Origin of the sequence: Janthinobacterium sp. EB271-G4-7A, from assembly GCF_020858075.1 — a bacterium.
GTDB classification, from domain to species: Bacteria; Pseudomonadota; Gammaproteobacteria; order Burkholderiales; family Burkholderiaceae_D; genus Janthinobacterium; species Janthinobacterium lividum.
Genome location: NZ_JACYMI010000003.1, coordinates 266,888 through 283,492, shown reverse-complemented (window position 1 = coordinate 283,492; position 16,605 = coordinate 266,888). Strand labels below are relative to the sequence as shown.

The 16,605-nt window shown below is 64.9% G+C and carries 17 protein-coding genes; 4 read left to right on the top strand and 13 right to left on the bottom strand.

Going from position 1 to position 16,605, the window contains the following annotated elements:
• Positions 1-17: 17 nt before the first annotated feature.
• Together IGS58_RS21750 and IGS58_RS21745 are read right to left on the bottom strand one after the other, a co-directional pair.
• On the bottom strand, positions 18-920 hold the full coding sequence (locus tag IGS58_RS21750; protein WP_230522675.1) for a LysR substrate-binding domain-containing protein: 903 nt from the start codon (positions 918-920) through the stop codon (positions 18-20).
• Complete coding sequence (locus tag IGS58_RS21745; protein WP_070254993.1) at positions 917-1,681, bottom strand: RNA methyltransferase; 765 nt, start codon at positions 1,679-1,681, stop codon at positions 917-919. Before IGS58_RS21745 ends, IGS58_RS21750 begins: the two co-directional genes overlap by 4 nt.
• Before the next feature lie 195 nt (positions 1,682-1,876).
• Here IGS58_RS21745 and IGS58_RS21740 point away from each other — a divergent pair, with 195 nt between their 5' ends.
• Positions 1,877-2,659 carry an inositol monophosphatase family protein gene (locus IGS58_RS21740; RefSeq protein ID WP_034758799.1) on the top strand — a complete coding sequence of 261 codons (783 nt, stop codon included), beginning with the start codon at positions 1,877-1,879 and terminating at the stop codon, positions 2,657-2,659.
• Positions 2,660-2,733: 74 nt separating this feature from the next.
• On the opposite strand, the gene IGS58_RS21735 is transcribed toward IGS58_RS21740, so the two are convergent.
• From IGS58_RS21735 to IGS58_RS21690, 10 genes are all read right to left on the bottom strand, one after another.
• Positions 2,734-3,666, bottom strand: coding sequence for a type II secretion system F family protein (locus IGS58_RS21735; RefSeq protein WP_230522782.1), 933 nt, complete (start codon positions 3,664-3,666; stop codon positions 2,734-2,736).
• 27 nt (positions 3,667-3,693) lie between these two features.
• Positions 3,694-4,662: a type II secretion system F family protein gene (locus IGS58_RS21730; protein WP_230522674.1), complete on the bottom strand. Its 969-nt coding sequence runs from the start codon at positions 4,660-4,662 to the stop codon at positions 3,694-3,696.
• Positions 4,663-4,668: 6 nt separating this feature from the next.
• A complete protein-coding gene (locus tag IGS58_RS21725) occupies positions 4,669-6,015 on the bottom strand; it encodes a CpaF family protein (RefSeq protein WP_442908379.1) in 1,347 nt (448 codons plus the stop codon).
• 62 nt (positions 6,016-6,077) lie between these two features.
• Entirely contained in the window at positions 6,078-7,238 is a 1,161-nt protein-coding gene (locus IGS58_RS21720) for an AAA family ATPase (protein ID WP_230522673.1), read from the bottom strand.
• 37 nt (positions 7,239-7,275) lie between these two features.
• The gene (locus tag IGS58_RS21715; protein ID WP_211547017.1) at positions 7,276-7,548 is read right to left on the bottom strand and encodes a pilus assembly protein; all 273 of its coding nucleotides are present in this window, start codon (positions 7,546-7,548) and stop codon (positions 7,276-7,278) included.
• 9 nt (positions 7,549-7,557) lie between these two features.
• On the bottom strand, positions 7,558-9,069 hold the full coding sequence (locus IGS58_RS21710; RefSeq protein WP_230522672.1) for a type II and III secretion system protein family protein: 1,512 nt from the start codon (positions 9,067-9,069) through the stop codon (positions 7,558-7,560).
• A 28-nt stretch (positions 9,070-9,097) separates the two neighbouring features.
• Positions 9,098-9,925: a Flp pilus assembly protein CpaB gene (gene cpaB / locus IGS58_RS21705; RefSeq protein ID WP_230522671.1), complete on the bottom strand. Its 828-nt coding sequence runs from the start codon at positions 9,923-9,925 to the stop codon at positions 9,098-9,100.
• 42 nt (positions 9,926-9,967) lie between these two features.
• Positions 9,968-10,528 (bottom strand): A24 family peptidase, encoded by a 561-nt coding sequence (locus IGS58_RS21700; RefSeq protein ID WP_230522670.1) that lies wholly within the window; start codon positions 10,526-10,528, stop codon positions 9,968-9,970.
• 116 nt (positions 10,529-10,644) lie between these two features.
• A complete protein-coding gene (locus IGS58_RS21695) occupies positions 10,645-10,818 on the bottom strand; it encodes a Flp family type IVb pilin (protein ID WP_071650303.1) in 174 nt (57 codons plus the stop codon).
• 204 nt (positions 10,819-11,022) lie between these two features.
• Positions 11,023-11,712, bottom strand: a complete 690-nt coding sequence (locus tag IGS58_RS21690; RefSeq protein WP_070278647.1) for a LuxR C-terminal-related transcriptional regulator — start codon at positions 11,710-11,712, stop codon at positions 11,023-11,025.
• A gap of 561 nt (positions 11,713-12,273) precedes the next feature.
• Between IGS58_RS21690 and IGS58_RS21685 the strand changes: the two genes are divergently transcribed.
• Genes IGS58_RS21685 through IGS58_RS21675 form a run of 3 tightly spaced genes read left to right on the top strand, consistent with a single transcriptional unit; the run spans position 12,274 to position 14,731 of the window.
• Complete coding sequence (locus IGS58_RS21685; RefSeq protein WP_070255288.1) at positions 12,274-12,762, top strand: TadE family protein; 489 nt, start codon at positions 12,274-12,276, stop codon at positions 12,760-12,762.
• A complete protein-coding gene (locus IGS58_RS21680; protein ID WP_230522669.1) occupies positions 12,759-13,373 on the top strand; it encodes a TadE/TadG family type IV pilus assembly protein in 615 nt (204 codons plus the stop codon). The genes IGS58_RS21685 and IGS58_RS21680 overlap by 4 nt, the downstream gene beginning before the upstream one ends.
• Entirely contained in the window at positions 13,373-14,731 is a 1,359-nt protein-coding gene (locus tag IGS58_RS21675; protein WP_230522668.1) for a vWA domain-containing protein, read from the top strand. The genes IGS58_RS21680 and IGS58_RS21675 overlap by 1 nt, the downstream gene beginning before the upstream one ends.
• A 14-nt stretch (positions 14,732-14,745) precedes the next feature.
• Here the strand turns inward: IGS58_RS21675 and IGS58_RS21670 are convergent, their stop codons facing one another.
• Positions 14,746-16,602, bottom strand: a complete 1,857-nt coding sequence (locus IGS58_RS21670) for an amidohydrolase (RefSeq protein ID WP_230522667.1) — start codon at positions 16,600-16,602, stop codon at positions 14,746-14,748.
• Positions 16,603-16,605 lie beyond the last annotated feature (3 nt).

Sequence of the window (16,605 nt, the reverse complement as noted above, 5' to 3'; positions counted from 1 at the left end):
ACGAGACTTTGAAAGTCTCAATAGACGGAAAAGTGCCGCAGTTGCGCCAGCAGCCGCTCGCGCACGGGAGACGTGCACTGCGGATCCCACGCCATGTACAGGTCAAGCTGGCGCAACGGTTCGGGCGCATCGCTGTGCAGCGGCAGCATGACGACGCCCGCTGGCGCGCAGGCGGCCAGGCTGGCCGGCAGCAGGGCCACGCCGAAGCCGGCAGCCACCAGTCCCAGCACCGTTTGCAAACGGCGCGCCTGCTGCGCCACGTGCGGCACGAAGCCCGCGTGCAGGCACAGGCTGGCCAGCTGGTCGTGGAAACCCTGGCCCAGCTCGCGCGGCGAAGCGACGAAATCGTCGCCGGCCAGGTCCGCCAGATCCACGCGCGCCTGGCCCGCGCAGCGGTGGTTCGACGGCAGCGCGATCACGATGTCTTCGCCGGACAGGCGCTCGAAGCGCAAGCCCGGCGTGCTGCGCCCCGGCGCGCGCAGCAGGGCGATATCGACCTCGCCTCTTTCCAGCCACTCGACCTGCTGCTGCGTCGACGCTTCGCGCAAGGTGAACTGCACGGCGGGCGAGGCGGCGCGAAACGCGCGCAAGGCATTCAATACGTGGGCATACGGCGTGATGTGGATAAAGCTCAGGCGCAAGTGGCCCTCGATGCCCTGCGCCACGCGGCGCGTGGCCGCCACGCCCTCTTCCAGGCTGGCCAGCACCTGGCGCGCCGTGGCCAGGAAAGCCATGCCGGCAGGCGTCAGGCTGACCTTGCGGTTCGTGCGCTCGAATACGGGGTAGCCGAGCGCTTCTTCCAGCCGCAATATCGCCTGCGACAACGGCGGCTGCGCCATGTGCAGCCGCTCGGCCGCGCGGCGGAAATTGAGTTCCTCGGCGACGGCGATGAACTGGCGCAGCAGCCGGGTCTCTATCATGGGCCTTTTTTCGCTACCGCCAGGATATGCCGGGCGATGCCGCGCAGGATATTGACTTCTTCCGTTTCCAGCCCCGTGCGCGAAAACAGGCGTTTCAGCCTTGGCATGAGTTTTTTCGGGTTGTCGGCGTCGAGGAAGTCGATGGCCACCAGCGCCTGTTCCAGATGTGCGTACATGCCGTCGACCTGCGCCAGGCTGGCCGCGTCGCCATGGAAACCGACGGGACTGGCGATCTGCCCGTCGCCGAGGGCCGCCACGCGGCATTCATAGGCGACGACCTGAGCCGCCTGCGACAGGTTCAGCGAGGAATACTCGGGGTTGGCGGGTATGTTGATCAGCACATTGCACTGCTCGACGATCTCGTTGGGCAAGCCGAAGCGCTCGTTGCCGAAGATGACGGCCGCGTGCAAGTCTTCGCTGGCCGCCAGCTGGGCCGCGATGGCGCGCGGGGCCGTGACGGGCGGAGAAAATTCGCGCAGGCGGGCTGAGACGGCCGCCGCGTAATTGCAGCCTTCGAGCGCCTCGGCGATCGAGCCGACGATGCGCGCGCCGGACAGGATATCCTGCGCGCCGCTGGCGAAGGCCACCGCTTCCGCGTCCGTCAAGGCATCGGGAAAGCGGGGATTGACCAGTACCAGATCGGAAAAACCCATCGTTTTCATGGCCCGCGCGACGGCGCCAATGTTGCCAGAGCGACTAGTTTCGACAAGAATAAATCGCAGGCGTTTGAAAAGAGACGTGTTGATTTCGGGCAGATTCATTTAAAATAGCGCTATTGCGCGGTATCGATACAGGAAATTTCGGGAAACGGAGTCACAAAACGCTGACTCCAGGCCGGGATTTTAACCACTTCGGCACCGCTCCGCTCTTTAATTCATTCTTGCACTCTATCGTACCGGCGCCGAAAGGCGACGCTGGGCGGTCGCGTGCTTTTAACGGAAGCTCACATGCACCCAATGCTCAACACGGCGATCAAAGCCGCCCGCCGCGGCGCCGCCGTCATCAATCGCGCCTCTTTTGACCTCGACCGCGTCGTCGTCACGGAAAAACAACATAACGATTTCGTCACTGACGTCGACCAGGCGGCCGAACAAGCCATCATCGAGGTGCTGTCCAAAGCCTACCCGGACCACGCGTTCCTGGCTGAGGAATCGGGAGCTTCCGCCAACTCGCACGACGAGAATGAATATCAGTGGATCATCGATCCGCTGGACGGCACCACCAACTTCATCCACGGCTTCCCCCAATACTGCATCTCGATCGCCCTCGCGCATCGCGGCGTCGTCACGCAAGCCGTCATCTACGACCCGGTGCGCAACGACCTGTTCACGGCCACCAAGGGCGCCGGCGCCTACCTGAACGAAAAACGCATCCGCGTCACCAAACTGGACCGCATCTCGAACGCCCTGCTGGGCACCGGCTACGTGGCCGGCAGCGCCCGCGCGCTGGACGAATACCTGAAGATGTACGCGATCATGGGCGAACGCAGCCAGGGCGTACGCCGCGCCGGCTCGGCCGCGTTGGACCTGGCCTACGTCGCCTGCGGCCGCCTGGACGGCTTCTACGAAAAAGGCTTGAAGCCTTGGGATATCGCCGCCGGCGCCCTGATGATCACGGAATCGGGCGGCATCGTCGGTGAATTTTCCGGCGAATCGGACTACCTGTACAAGGGCGACGTCATCGCCGCCAGCCCGAAGATCTTTGGCCAGATGATCACCCTGCTGACGCCATTCGCCTGATTGCCAGGCGCGGTCTGACGTAAAAAAGCTGCCGGAGGCGACTCCGGCAGCTTTTTTTTCGGCCCGGCCAGCCCTCAGCTGCCCCGCATGGCCGGCAGCAGCACGCGGTAAATCTGCAGGAACGCCGGTCCCATCAGCACCACCATCAGCGATGGGAAGATAAAAAAGATCAGCGGAAACAGCAGCTTGAGGGCGATCCTGGCCGCCGTTTCCTCGGCCCGCTGGCGCCGCTTGGTGCGCAGCTGGTCGGATTGCACGCGCAGCGACGCGGCGATGCTCGTGCCGAAGCGCTCGGCCTGGATCAGCAGGGTCACCAGCGCGTCCACATCCTCCACTCCCGTGCGCAAGGCCAGATTGCGCAAGGCCTTGTCCTTGGCGCTGCCGGCGCGCAGCTCCAAGGTCACCAGTTGCAGCTCTTCGGCCAGGACGGCGCTCTTCAGGCCGATTTCCTGCGCCACGCGCGCCAGTGCCGCATCCATCGCCAGCCCCGCTTCGACGCACACCGTCATCAGGTCCAGCGCATCGGGAAAGGTCTCGAACACTTCGCGCTGACGCTGTTTCAGGCAGTGCGACAGCCAGGCATTGGGCAGGTAATAACCGAGGGCGGCCGCCGCGACCAGCCACAACAGCATATTGTGTCCGCCCTGGCGCAGCAGAAAATACGCCAGCAGCGGCAAGCCCACGAACAAGCCTGTCTTGGCCGCATAAAACAGCGCGGGCGCGGCCTGGCTGCGCCAGCCGGCATGGACGAAACGGCTGCGGATGGGCGAACTTTCCCAGCCCTCTTCCGGCAGCGACAGCCTGGCCAGCGGGCGCGTCAGGCTGACGGCGTGCGCTAGCCAGCGCCGCCTGGCATGGCGCCCGCTGTCGCCGCCGGCGCCGGCATCGCCCAGCGCCTGCAGCCGCTCCTGCACGGCACTGCCAGTGAGCAGGCGCAACACCAGCAAGGCCAGCGCGAAGACAATCAGGAACAGCAGGCCCAGCAAAGCCAGCTGCGCCGCACTCATCGTGCTCATCGTGTCTTTTCTTTCATCTTATACCCGGATATTGATAATTTTTCTGATGCAGATCACGCCCAGCATCAGCAAGCCCAGCGATACGCCGACCATCTTGCGCCCGCCCCCATCCGTGTACAGCACGGCAATAAACTGCGGATTCATCAAATGCATCATCAGCGCCGCGCCGAACGGCAGCAAGCCCAGGACCCAGGCCGACATGCGCCCTTCGGCCGACAGCACGCGCACCTGGCCCAGCAATTTCAGGCGGTCGCGGATGATGGCGCTGATGCTGCTCAGCAATTCAGTCAGGTTGCCGCCCGTTTCACGCTGGATCAGCACGGCGATGACGAAATAGCGCAAGTCCGTGCTGGGCACGCGCGCGGCCAGGTTGCCCAGCGCATCGGCCATGGCGACGCCGAAACTGACTTCGTCGAACACGGCGCGGAACTCGTCGGCCAGCGGTCCCGTCATTTCCTCGCCCACCATTTTCAGCGCGGTGGGAAAGGCGTGGCCGGCGCGCATGGCGCGGCTCATCAGGTCGAGCGCGTCCGGCAATTGCTGCTCGATGCGCACCAGCCGCTTGCTCCTGGCGCGGCGCACCAGCAGATACGGCAGTGCGGTGCCGCCCGCGCCCAGCCCCAGGCGCACATACCATGGCAGCGGCAGCGCGCCGGCCAGCAGCAGACCGGCCGTCCCGCCAAGTGCGCAATAGCCCAGAAAAGTGGCCACCAGCCAGCGCATGCCCGCCTGCAGCAGCAGCCGATCGAGGCGCCGCGCGCCGGGCAAGCCTTCCAGCACGCCGTGCAGCAAGGAATGGGCGCTCAGCGGGCGCTGCTTGGTGATCGACAGCGCCTGTTCGCCATCGCTGGCCGTGTACATGCCCTGCAGGCGCCGCGCCACCCGCGCCGCGCCCGCCCCCCGCGCCGCTTGCCACGCCAGCCAGGCGCCAGCCACCAGCAGCAGCACGGCCAGGAAGAGGAACAGATAGACCAGATAGGAAAGCATGATGGATCAGCGCCCCGCCGCAGTGGGTTCGAACAGGGCGGCCGACACGCCGATGCCAAAGCTGTTCAGGCGATCGAGGAAGCGCGGGCGGATGCCGCTGGCCGAGAAATGCCCGACCACCGCGCCGCCCTCGGCCACGCCCGTCTGCCGGAAACTGAAGATTTCCTGCATCGTGATGACCTCCCCTTCCATGCCCGTGATTTCCTGGATCGACGTGACCTTGCGCTTGCCGTCGATCAGGCGCGACACTTGCACCACCACCGACACGGCCGAGCTGATCTGCTGCCGGATGGCCTTGCTGGGCAGGTTGGCGGCCGCCATGCTGATCATGTTTTCCAGCCGCGTGATGGCGTCGCGCGGCGTATTGGCGTGGATGGTTGCCATCGAGCCTTCATGGCCCGTGTTCATCGCGCCCAGCATATCGAGCGCCTCGGCGCCGCGCACCTCGCCCAGGATGATGCGGTCGGGGCGCATGCGCAGCGCATTGCGCACCAGCGCCCGTTGCGTCACTTCGCCCTTGCCTTCGATATTCGCGGGCCGCGTTTCCAGCCGTACCACGTGCGGCTGCTGCAATTGCAGCTCGGCCGCGTCTTCCACCGTGACGATGCGTTCCGTCTGGCCGATAAAGCCGGAAATCACGTTGAGCATGGTGGTCTTGCCGCTGCCCGTGCCGCCGGAAATGAGGATATTCATCTTTGCCTTGCCCAGGCCCTGCAGCACTTCGGCCATCTCGGCCGTCATGCTGTGGTAGGCGACCAGGTCGGCCAGGCGCAGCGGATCGACGGAGAAGCGCCGGATCGACATCACGGGGCCGTCGATGGCCAGCGGCGGGATGATGGCGTTGACGCGCGACCCGTCGGGCAGGCGCGCATCGACCATGGGGCTCGATTCGTCGATGCGCCGTCCCACGCGCGAGACGATCTTGTCGATGATCTTCATCAGGTGGGCGTCATCGTCGAAGCTGACGTCGGTCAGCTCCAGGCGGCCGCCGCGCTCCACATACACCTGCCTGTGGCCATTGACGAGGATGTCCGACACGCTGGCATCCGAGAGCAGCGTTTCGAGCGGCCCGAAGCCCAGCATCTCGTGCTGGATGTCGCGCGTCAGGCTCTTGCGCTCGGCGTCGTTGATGACCACCGCCTCTTCCTCCAGCAAGCGCTCGACCAGGCCGCGCAATTCTTCGCGGATGCGCTCCTGCGACAGGCGCTGCATGCTTTCCAGGTCGACCCGTTCGAGCAGCAGCCCATGGATGCGCAGCTTGAGGTCGCGGTAGCCGTGGTTGTCGATGGCGGCCATGCGTAGCGGCGCGAGCGCGGCGATCTTGGCGCTGCCGAGCCGTTCGCGGATGGACAAGGCGGCGATGGGGGAACTAGCCATGAAATGCTCCTGTTCTGGGATGGGGATCAGCGCGTGGATCAAGCGCGCCGCAGGACGCGGCCAAGCCAGCCCTGGCGCGCCGTGCTGGCCGCGCCGCCGGCCAGGCTGGCGGCGAACTCCTGCAGCGAGCGGGTGATCGGGCTGGCTTTGTCGAGCTGCAGGATAGGCACGCCCTGGTTGACCGAGGCGGCCGCCGAGGCGTAGTGATTCGGCACGGTGCGGTAGACCGCCGTGCCGTACGCCGCTTCCAGGTCGCGCAGGCGGATTTCACCGCCCTTGTCGTGGCGGTTGACGATGATGTGCACCTTCTCCTTCGCGTATTCGAGCGAGCGGAACATGCCCAGCAGGCGCTTGCCATCGCGGATGTACGGCAAGGTCGCCTGCAGGACGGGGAAGATCATGTCGGCGTGGTCCAGCGCGCGCACGCTGACGGCGTCGAGGTTGCGGCCCACGTCGAGCACGATGAAATCGTACTGGCGCCTGGCTTGCCGGATGATGGCGTCGATGTGCTCGGGCGCCACTTCGCTGGCGTGGGCCGGATCCTCGGGCGCGGCCAGCACGCTGTAGTTGGGCGTGATGTGCAGCATGCTCGATGCCAGGAACGAGGCGTCGAGCCGGTGGATGTCGCGCGTGACGTCGGACAGCGTGGCCAGCGGCTTGTTCTCGGACACGAAGAGCGAGGCGTCGCCAAAATGCAGGTTCATGTCGATCAGGGCAACGCGCTGCTGGCCGCCGGCGGCCAGCGCATAACCGAGGTTGCTGGCGATGAAGGTGGCGCCGCTGCCGCCTTTGCAGGAGATGAAGGCCAGCACCTTGCCGTTGCCATGTTCGCGCCGCTCCAGCTTTTCCTCGATGCGTTCGAGCGCCGCATACAGGCTGGCCGGCGCGGCGGGAAACGGCAGCACGTCGCGCACGCCTGCACGCATGGCCTGCAGCAGGAATTCAGGCGCCTGCTGGTGGCACAGCACGATGAAGGCCATGCGCGGATGCTGGTTGCTGAGGCGCTCGATGGCGGCCAGGTCGGCGCCGTCGTTCGACGGGCGGTCGAAGATCAGCACGTCGGGCAGCGATTGCGCCGCCTGCAGCGGTTCCAGCGCTTCGCCGCCCGCGTTGATCTCGTCGAGCCGGTTGCGGCTGCGCAGCAGCAGGCCCAGTTCGGACAGCGTTTTTTGATCAGTGGAATGGATGGCGATTTTCACGATATGCCTTGCTGGTTCTGTGGTGACGATGCCAGGCTCACTGGCGCGCCCCGACGCCAATGGTCAAGGCGGCCCCTTGCGGTGCGGGCGCGGCAAAGCTTTTCTGGTACGCCGCGTAGGCGGCCTGGGCGGCCTTGCCATCCATGCCGGCCACGGGGTCGCGGTTCGCGCCCGCCTGCGGCGACAGCACTTGCCGCAGGCGCAGTTGCTGAACGCTGGCGCCGAACTGGCGGTCCAGGTTCGGCGTGGCGGCGCAGCCGCTGGCGGCCAGGGCGGCCAGCAGCACAGAGAGGGAAAGGGAATGCTGCATGCTGTGCTCCTAGTGAATGTCCGGACTGGCTGGCGGTGTCTGCCTGGCCGCTTCCTGCCGTGGCCGTGGCGCGCTAGCGCCTTCCATTTTTCCTTGCAAGAAGAACTCGCCACGGCTGGGCGCCACATAGGCATCGGTGGGCAACACGATATCGCCGTCAAGCGTGCCGTCGAGCGGCTTGACCAAATGCGGTGTAATGATGAACACCAGTTCCGTGCGGTCGGTCTGGAAATCGCTGCTGCGGAACAGCGCACCCAGCACGGGAATCTCGCCCAGAAAGGGCAATGCCTTGATATTGGTCGTCACATTGTTCTTGATCAAGCCGCCAACGGCAAAACTCTGGCCATCGAACAGCTGCACCGTGGTGGTGGTGCGCCGCGTGGTAAATGCCGGCAGCACGGCATTGGCGGCGGCGCCCCCGCCGGTGGTGATGCCGATGCCTTCGCGGTTCAGCTCCGACACTTCCGGCGCCACCTTCAAGTTGATGCGTCCACCCTCCAGCACGGTGGGCGTGAACTTGACGGCAATGCCGAATTCCTTTTCCTCCAGCGTGATCTTGTTGGTGGTGCTGTCTTGCGCGACCGGAATGAAAATCTTGCCGCCCGCCAGGAAACTAGCTTCCTGGCCACTGATGGCCATGATATTCGGTTCGGCCAGCACCTTGACCAGGCCGTCGCGCTTTTGCGCATCGAGCGTCAGCCCGTTGCCATTCTTGCCGTGCACGGCGCCCAGCTGGCTGGGGTTGCCGCTGAGCAGGTTCGACAGCAGGCCATACGTCCAGTTGCCGCGCGTGCCACTGATGCCCACGCTGGCGCCCAGCTGGTCGACCAGGGTCTTCGACACTTCGGCGATTTTCACTTCCAGCATGACCTGTTGCGGCGCCGCGATCGACAGCATATTGATGACCTTGACGCTGCCGGCCGCACTGGCCGCGCCGTCGGCCGGCGCAGCCGCTTCGCCGGCGCCGCGCTGCGCATAGGCCTGCGCCATCTCCAGGATCTGGCTGGCCTTGACGCTGTCGCTCACCTGCCCCGACAGCACGATGCTGCCGCCGGCCGCGCCGGCCTTGACGGCGCGCTCGCCGGGGAAGACATAGGCCAGCTGCGCCTGCAAGCCTTCGACATCGATCTCGACTTCGATATCGACGATCACGGGGCGCTGCTGCCGGTCCCACAGGATCAGGTTGGTGCTGCCCGGGGCCAGGCCCCAGACGAACAGCTGGCTGGACGAGCCCAGCATCCTGGCGCCGGCCACCCGGGGATCGTTGACGGCGATCTGCGACACCGGCAGGCTCAGCTTGCGCAAGGTGGACTTGCCCACGGCGATGCGCACGGGCGCGCCCAGGCGGGCGATATCGGCGCCCAGCGACATGGCCGGCGCCGCGACGGGCGACATGACGGCTTGCCTGGCCGGCGCCGCCGCGCTGGCGCTGACCGGCCAGGCCATGCCTGCCGCCGCGCTGCCCAGCATCAGGGCCAGGCGCATGCCCGCACCCGCAGCGTGCTTACGAAATTTGTTCATCGATCATCCTTGCTTGCCTGCTGATTTTTTAAAATTGCTGGACGCTCGTATCCATGCCCTTGATGACGGTGATGCTGTCGCGCGCGGGAGCGCGTGCCGGGGCCGCCTGGCGCCGCGGTGCGCGCACCGGCGCGGCCGCCGGCGCCTTCAGTTCCAGCAGCGACTCCTTGGTGGCGCCGCCCGTGGTGACGGGCGCCGGATCGACCTGGTTGCGCAGCACCAGCGACAAGCTGCCCACGCTGCGCGCCAGGTCCAGCTTTTCCACCTGCTCCGGCGTCAGCTCCAGGGTCACGGCATTGACCACCTTGGGCTTGTTGTCGTCGCGGCCGGACTCTTGCGCCACGGCCAGCACCAGGATGCGTTCCAGCACGATCTTGGAAATGGCCAGCGGCCCGCCGCCCGCCGGCCTGGCCCGGTCATCCTGCGTATGCACGAGAATGTCGACGAAATTGCCCGGCAGGGCAAAGCCGGCCACGCCCACCACGTCATTGACGCGCACGGTCATGGCGCGCTTGCCGGCAGCCACGATGGCCGACAGGCCGCCCGTGGCGCCGGGCGGCGCAAGCTTGCTTTCCAGCACAGGCTCGCCCCTGCTGACGGCGGTGCGCGTGATGCGCCCGTCCAGCGCGCCGGCCTCGCCAAACGCCCCCGGCGGCATGGCGCCCGCCGGCCAGTCCATGCCGCGCAGCATGGCCGGCGTCACCTTCGCGCCCACGCCGATATCGACCAGCGCGACCATCACCGTCTGGCTGGCCGGCGCGCCTTGTCCCGACATCCAGCGCGCCGCCGCCAGCACGGCGCCCCCCGCCATCAGCAGCGCCAGCAGCAGCACGATCGCAACGCGGCTATTTCTCATGATTTTTCCTCTTGGTAAAACTTGGGTTTCCGGACGGGCATGTCATGTATGGCCGCCGGCCGCCAGGCCCAGCCAGATGGCGGTGCCGGCGGCAATGGCGATCGCGTACGGCAATTTGCCGCCCGGCACGGCGGGCGCATCGACCCGCGGCACCTCGCCTGCGGCGGCACGCAGCCAGCCTTGCAGCAGCAATTGCCGGGCATTCGCCATCGCCTGGCGCAGCGTGCCCTGGCACAGGGCGACGGCCAGCGCCAGCACGCCGCCAGCGAGCAGGCTGCACAGCACGGCAAACACAGCGGGACCGGGACCAAGAAAAGCCCCCACCATCGCCATCAGCTTGACGTCGCCCGCGCCCAGCGCCTTCATCGCATACATGGGCAGCAGCAAGCCCAGGCCGACGGCCAGACCGCCCAGCGCCAGCCACGGCCCGGCCGGCGTCACCCCGGGCAAGGCCAGGCTGTTGAGCAGCACGCCGAGCAAGGCGCCGGAAAACACCAGCCGGTTGGGAATGCGCCGGCGGCGCACGTCATGCCAAACAGCCGCGGCAAGCAGCCCCCACAAGACCATGGCGGGGCTGAACGTCCAGAAAGAATGAGGGTCCATCGTGTACCTGATGCAAGCCGATGGCATGACGGCATGCGCATCGTTGGGCGGGAAGTCGACAGGCCGGTGCGCAAGGGCAGCCGGCCTGCCGGGGTGCAGCGCGGTGGGCAGGCGCCTTAGATCGCCGCGCCCGTCAGCTTGGTGCCGATCGCCTTGAAGGCGCCATCGAGGCCGGTGGTGAAATAGCCGACGGCCGTGACCAGCGCCGCAGCCACCAGCGCAGCGATCAGCGCATATTCGATGGCAGTCACGCCATCTTCTTCGGCGATAAAGTTTTTAATGAAATTCATATTATTCCCTTTCAGGTCAAGTTTTAAACATGATAAAAACTGAAAATACAGTCTGAAAATAAAAACATTATCCTTGTTTTTATTTTCCATTTTCTGATGCGTGTATTTTATATAAACAAACATTAAATCGAATCAGAGAAAAGTCATTTTATGCCCAGTACAAACCATCTTAATTTTTTGTCTATAATCAGGACATATGTACTGTCATTCCGCATGGACGGGTTCGGCCAGGCGGTTGCGGGTGGCGTACACATATAATTCCAGGCGGTTGGTGACATCGAGCTTGCTGTAGATCGATGTCAGATGATTACGCAAGGTTTGCTCCGAGATAAAAGCGCGCTGGGCTATCGCACGGTTCAGCGCGCCATTTCCTTCCACCATCATGGCCACGATCTTGCGCTCCTTCAGCGTCAGCCTGGCGATCCGCTGCTCTTCCGGGTCGGGCGCCGCTTCCGGCTTGTTCAGCACGCCCAGCATGCTGTCGAGCAGCGCCGGATCCAGGCACAATTCGCCTCGATGCAGGCGGGCGATGGCGTCGATCAGTTGCTTGACGGACGTTTCCTTGCCCAGCACCGCGCGCGCGCCGCTGCGCACGGCCCGCCCGCACTCTGCCTGGTCCTGCGTGCCGCTGAACAGCAGCACCCGCGAGACGCCATTGCCCAGCAGCTGCGGCAGATAATCGATGGCGCAGGCGCCGCCGCAGCCAAGATCGGCGTCGAGCACGATGACGTCGGGACACAGGGTGCGCGCCAGCAGCAGCGCGCTGTCGATCTCGGTGGAGCTCGCCACCACCTGCATCGCGGGCTGGGCGCCGGCGAGCAGCTGCTCCAGGCCCCACAGCCAGGTCTTGTGGTCCGACACCAGCATGACGCGTATGACATTGTTTGTTGACATGCTTTACCTCTTTACTTGTAGCCCACTCCCTTCAAGGGAAGGTGGTTGATCCGAATCGGGTTGCCTGCCTCATCCGCGCGCGCCTTCTGCTGCCGCGCACGGGGGAAAGAAGTCATGGGGGCACGAAGGAAGAGGCCTTGGGCCGGCACGCGCAAACGCGGTGCGTGCCCCACGGCAGCGGTCGCCGCATGCCGGGCGTGTGCCGATGGATGGGCAGCGTGGCCAGGGCGGACGCGCCGCTGGCGCGCCATCGCTGCTGCCACCGCTGCTGTTGCTTACATTGCAGCATTTTTGTTGCATCACCTTGCAAAACAAGTCCTTGCCTGCACGCAGGACAATCCTGACACCAGGCCTGTTTTCATACCCGAGCATATTACTCCCGGCCCTGTAGCGACGGGGCCGGCACGTTTGAAATAACGCAGTTAATTGCGATTATCTTGACCTGTAATAATTTAAATGGCGGACACGCCCTTGAAAATCGATATAGAATAATTGCCAGTCAAATGGCGCAATGCCATCCGCCCGACATTCGTCATCGCGGAACTTAACCGGATTATTCCCATGCGCTTAAAACAGGCCGATTCCCGCATATTCCACAAGCACAGCGGACAGGCTGGCGCCACCCTGGTCGAATTGGCCCTGATAACACCGGTCTTTCTCATGCTGATAATCGGCATCATTGAATTGAGCATGGCTTATTTTGCCAATATGACCATGCAGCATGCGGTCCGCGAAGGGGCGCGCTATGCTGTCACGGGGGCCAAGGACCTCGACCCCGACAGTGCCAACCAGCAGCGCTACCACGCCGTCATGCAAAAGATACGCGACAGTTCCATGGGCATGTATGACAAGGTCAGCCCCGTGATCTCCGTCAACGGCAGCGATGCGGTGGGCGCCGCCATGTTCGGCCAGGCCGGCGATATCGTCGTCATTTCCGTCGATTGCCGCTGGGCGTTTGCCACGCCTATGATCCGTGCCCTGTTCCGCGACGGCCAGGCGCATTTCGTGGTGGCGGCCACCATGCGCAATGAAAGCTTTGGCGGCCTGTGATACGCGCGCCAACCCTCCGTTTTCCGCGCCGCGCCGCGCGTGGCATCGCCGCCATCGAATTTGCCATCGTGCTGCCCTTGCTGGCCTTGCTGCTGTTCATGCTGGCCGACCTGTCGCGCGCCATCCAGGCCAAGACCATCCTGCTCAATATCAGCCGCGAAGGCGCCAACCTGTCCGCGCGCGCCACGTCCGACCTGAGCGGCTCGAGCCAGGGCATCATGAATGCGCTGGCCGCCAGCACGCCGCCGCTGGACATGCACGGGCGCGGCATGATCTACATCACCAAGATCATGGGCTACACGGCGCAGAGCGGCTTGCGCAATATCGTGCTGGAACAGTACCGCTGGGACGCCGGCGCAAAGGCCAGCGGCTACCTGCCCGCCAGCCAGGTGTGGCAATGCGGCAGCTGGCGCGATGGCACGTGCACCGGCATCGCCAAGGATGAATACGCCCCCGCGGTGTCATTGATGCAGAGCCAGCTGGCCGATGGCGAACTGATTTACGCCGTGGAAACTTTCTACAATTTCGACATGCTGTTCGGCACATTGAAATTTGGCAACAGCACGACGCCCGTGCTGGCGCCCAACCTGACTTCGATGACGGTATTCTGATGCGCATTCCACACCAGCGGCAAGGCGGGCAAGTACTGGTCATGGTGGCGCTGTCGGCCGTCGTCCTGATCGCCTCCGTGGGCCTGGCCATCGATTCGGCCCTCGGCTACTTCGTCAAGGCCAAGCTCAATGCGGCCGTCGACGCGGCCAGCCTGGCGGCGGCGCGCGGCGTCACTGCGGGCAACTCGGAAGAAGAACAGCGGACCAGGGCGCGCCAGTCGGCAAGGGATTTTTTTGACGTCAATTATCCGGACCACTTCCTGCTGTCGACGCCGACCCTCCATCCCGTCGATGTCACGTTCGACAAGGGCACCGTCACCATCGACGTCTCCGCCAGCGCCTCGCTGCCCGTCTCGCTGATGGGCGTACTCGGCTTCAAGACCCTGGAGGTGGCAGCCAGCGCGCAAACCATCCGCAAGGACCTGGACATGGTGCTGGTGATGGATACGTCGGGGTCGCTGAAAAACAATGCGGACGCCGTGCGGGCAGCGGGCAAGTCCTTCCTGAACAAGTTCAACGCCACGGTCGACCGGGTCGGCTTGCTGCACTTCGCCTCGGAAGCGCAAATCGACGTCCCGATCAGGCAGATCGAGCGCGGCTTCGACCGCGGCGGCATGACCATGAAAGGTGGAAAGATCGATCAATTCGCCTTTGTCGGCGGCACCAACTCTTCCGCCGGCATGTTCCAGGCGCGCAAACAGCTGAACGACATCGAGCAGGTCAACCGCTCCAGCCTGCGCGTCATCGTGTTTTTCTCCGATGGCTCGCCAGCGGCATTTTCCTCGTACTTTCCCAACAAGGACAACAAATGCAAGGACGCAGGCGGGCTCGCCACCTTTCCGAAACTGCAAAACCCGGCGTTGGCAGGCCTGTACCGGATGAAAGTGAGCGACACGCTCCAGTACGGCGATTGCGCCGCCAATCAGATCACCGCGCTTCCCGCATGGTATAACGCGACGAATGACCCCGCCCACGCCAACGACGCGGCGCTGCGCGAGTTTCCCATCGTCACCAACTCGCCACGCGTCGTGACCGCGTCCACCGCGACGGCGCAGGCACAATGGACGAATGTGCACCGCGCCTCGCGCAACCTGGTCGAAGCGATGGCGGCCAAGGCGCGCCAGGAAGGCATTTTCGTCTTTACCCTGGGCATGGGCGCATCGCTGAAAACCAAGGAAGGGCCGGACAACGAGCTGGGCGAAGACTTGCTGCGCTGCCTGGCCAATACCACCGATGCGAAAGCGGCTTGCCGCAAGCCGGCCGAACCCGTGGGCCTGTATTGCTATGCAGCCAGCGACAGCGACCTGAGTCCCTGTTTCACCCGGCTCGCCTCGGCCATCCTGCGCATTTCCAAATAACGCCTGGCCAGCCGCTAAAAGGCGAAACAGCTGCAGCCCAAAGTGCCCCAGAAACCGGAAAAATCGCTGACCGGCACGGCCGATGCGCGCGCCCGGTCGTGGGCATGCGCATGCACGCCGCAGGCGCCCGCGCACTGGTGCGGCAGCATGGCTTGCGCCTGCGCCGGCCTGGCCACGGGACGGTAGTGTCCCGGCACTGTGCGCACGGGCGACCATTCAGGCAGCACGGGAATCAAGGGCGGCGCAAGATGGGTAAATTCCGCCTGGCCGTAGACGATCTTGCCGCCCACCATGGTCAGCACGGATTCGATGGACTTGATCCCCTCTTCCGGCACGGCGAAATAATCGGCCGACAGCACGCTCAAATCGGCCAGCATGCCCTCGCGGATGCGCCCCTTCTTGCCTTGCTCGCTCGAGAACCAGGAGCTGCCCGCCGTCCACAGTTCCAGCGCCGTATCGCGCGACAATCTGCCCGCCGCATCCGTCAGGGCCAGGCCGCCCACGGTGCGCCCCGATACCAGCCAGTACAGCGCCGTCCACGGGTTGTAGCTGGCCACCCGCGTGGCATCCGTGCCGCCGCCCACGGGCACGCCCGCGTCCAGCATGCGCTGTACGGGCGGCGTGGCCTTGGCTGCATCGGCACCATAGCGCTCGACAAAATATTCGCCCTGGAACGCCATGCGGTGCTGGATGGCCAGGCCGCCGCCCAGCGCCCTGACCCGGTCGATATTACGGGGGCTGATGGTTTCCGCGTGGTCGAACAGCCAGTGCAGGCCGCCGAACGGCGTGTCGCGGTTGACCTTTTCAAACACGTCGAGCATGCGGCTGATCGATTCGTCATAGGTGGCGTGCAGGCGGAACGGCCAGCGCTGCTCGACCAGGTGGCGCACGACCTTTTCCAGCTCGTCTTCCATGCCGGCCGCCAGCTCGGGACGCGGCTCGAGGAAATCCTCGAAGTCGGCGGCGGAAAACACCAGCATTTCGCCGGCACCGTTATGCCGGTAAAAGTCCGTGCCGTCGCCCGGCTTGATCATGCCGGTCCACTTCTGGAAGTCCTGCAATTCCGCGCCCTTGTTTTGCGTAAACAGGTTGTAGGCGATGCGGATGGTCAGTTGCTCTTTTTGCGCCAGTTCGTCGACGACGGCGTAATCCTCGGGATAATTCTGGAAGCCGCCGCCCGCGTCGATGGCGCTTGTCAGGCCGAGGCGATTGAGTTCGCGCATGAACTGGCGCGTGGAATTCACCTGCAATTCGAGCGGCAGCTTCGGGCCTTGCGCCAGCGTCGCATACAGGATCATGGCGTTCGGGCGGGCGATCAGCAAGCCGGTGGGGTTGCCGGCCCCGTCGCGCACGATTTCGCCGCCGGGCGGGTTCGGGGTGTTCCTGTCGTAGCCGACGGCGCGCAGGGCGGCGCGGTTCAGCAGGGCGCGGTCATACAGGTGCAGGATGAAGACGGGCGTGTCCGGCGCGGCCGCGTTGATTTCATCAAGCGTGGGCATGCGCTTTTCCGCGAACTGGAATTCCGTCCAGCCGCCCACCACGCGCACCCATTGCGGGTTCGGCGTGCGCAGCGCCTGTTCTTTCAACATGCGCAAGGCGTCGGCCAGCGAGGGCACGCCTTCCCAGCGCAACTCCAGGTTGTAGTTCAAGCCGCCGCGGATCAGGTGCAGGTGCGAGTCGTTCAGGCCGGGAATCACCGTGCGGCCAGCCAGGTCGATCACCTGCGTGGCGGGGCCGCGATGGCGCATCACGTCTTCAACGTCGCCCACGGCGAGAAATTTGCCATCGGCGATGGCGACGGCGGACGCCAGCGGCTGCGTCCTGTCGACCGTATGGAAACGGCCATTGAGCAAGATCGTGTTTGCGTGCATGGG

Excerpts from the sequence above, each read along its gene's own strand:
- IGS58_RS21710 (WP_230522672.1), bottom strand. The coding sequence starts at position 9,069 with ATGAACAAATTTCGTAAGCACGCTGCGGGTGCGGGCATGCGCCTGGCC.
- cpaB (WP_230522671.1), bottom strand. The coding sequence starts at position 9,925 with ATGAGAAATAGCCGCGTTGCGATCGTGCTGCTGCTGGCGCTGCTGATG.
- IGS58_RS21685 (WP_070255288.1), top strand. The coding sequence starts at position 12,274 with ATGCGCTTAAAACAGGCCGATTCCCGCATATTCCACAAGCACAGCGGA.
- IGS58_RS21715 (WP_211547017.1), bottom strand. The coding sequence starts at position 7,548 with ATGCAGCATTCCCTTTCCCTCTCTGTGCTGCTGGCCGCCCTGGCCGCC.
- IGS58_RS21670 (WP_230522667.1), bottom strand. The coding sequence starts at position 16,602 with ATGCACGCAAACACGATCTTGCTCAATGGCCGTTTCCATACGGTCGAC.
- IGS58_RS21750 (WP_230522675.1), bottom strand. The coding sequence starts at position 920 with ATGATAGAGACCCGGCTGCTGCGCCAGTTCATCGCCGTCGCCGAGGAA.
- IGS58_RS21690 (WP_070278647.1), bottom strand. The coding sequence starts at position 11,712 with ATGTCAACAAACAATGTCATACGCGTCATGCTGGTGTCGGACCACAAG.
- IGS58_RS21740 (WP_034758799.1), top strand. The coding sequence starts at position 1,877 with ATGCTCAACACGGCGATCAAAGCCGCCCGCCGCGGCGCCGCCGTCATC.
- IGS58_RS21730 (WP_230522674.1), bottom strand. The coding sequence starts at position 4,662 with ATGCTTTCCTATCTGGTCTATCTGTTCCTCTTCCTGGCCGTGCTGCTG.
- IGS58_RS21695 (WP_071650303.1), bottom strand. The coding sequence starts at position 10,818 with ATGAATTTCATTAAAAACTTTATCGCCGAAGAAGATGGCGTGACTGCC.
- IGS58_RS21700 (WP_230522670.1), bottom strand. The coding sequence starts at position 10,528 with ATGGACCCTCATTCTTTCTGGACGTTCAGCCCCGCCATGGTCTTGTGG.
- IGS58_RS21735 (WP_230522782.1), bottom strand. The coding sequence starts at position 3,666 with ATGAGTGCGGCGCAGCTGGCTTTGCTGGGCCTGCTGTTCCTGATTGTC.
- IGS58_RS21675 (WP_230522668.1), top strand. The coding sequence starts at position 13,373 with ATGCGCATTCCACACCAGCGGCAAGGCGGGCAAGTACTGGTCATGGTG.
- IGS58_RS21745 (WP_070254993.1), bottom strand. The coding sequence starts at position 1,681 with ATGAATCTGCCCGAAATCAACACGTCTCTTTTCAAACGCCTGCGATTT.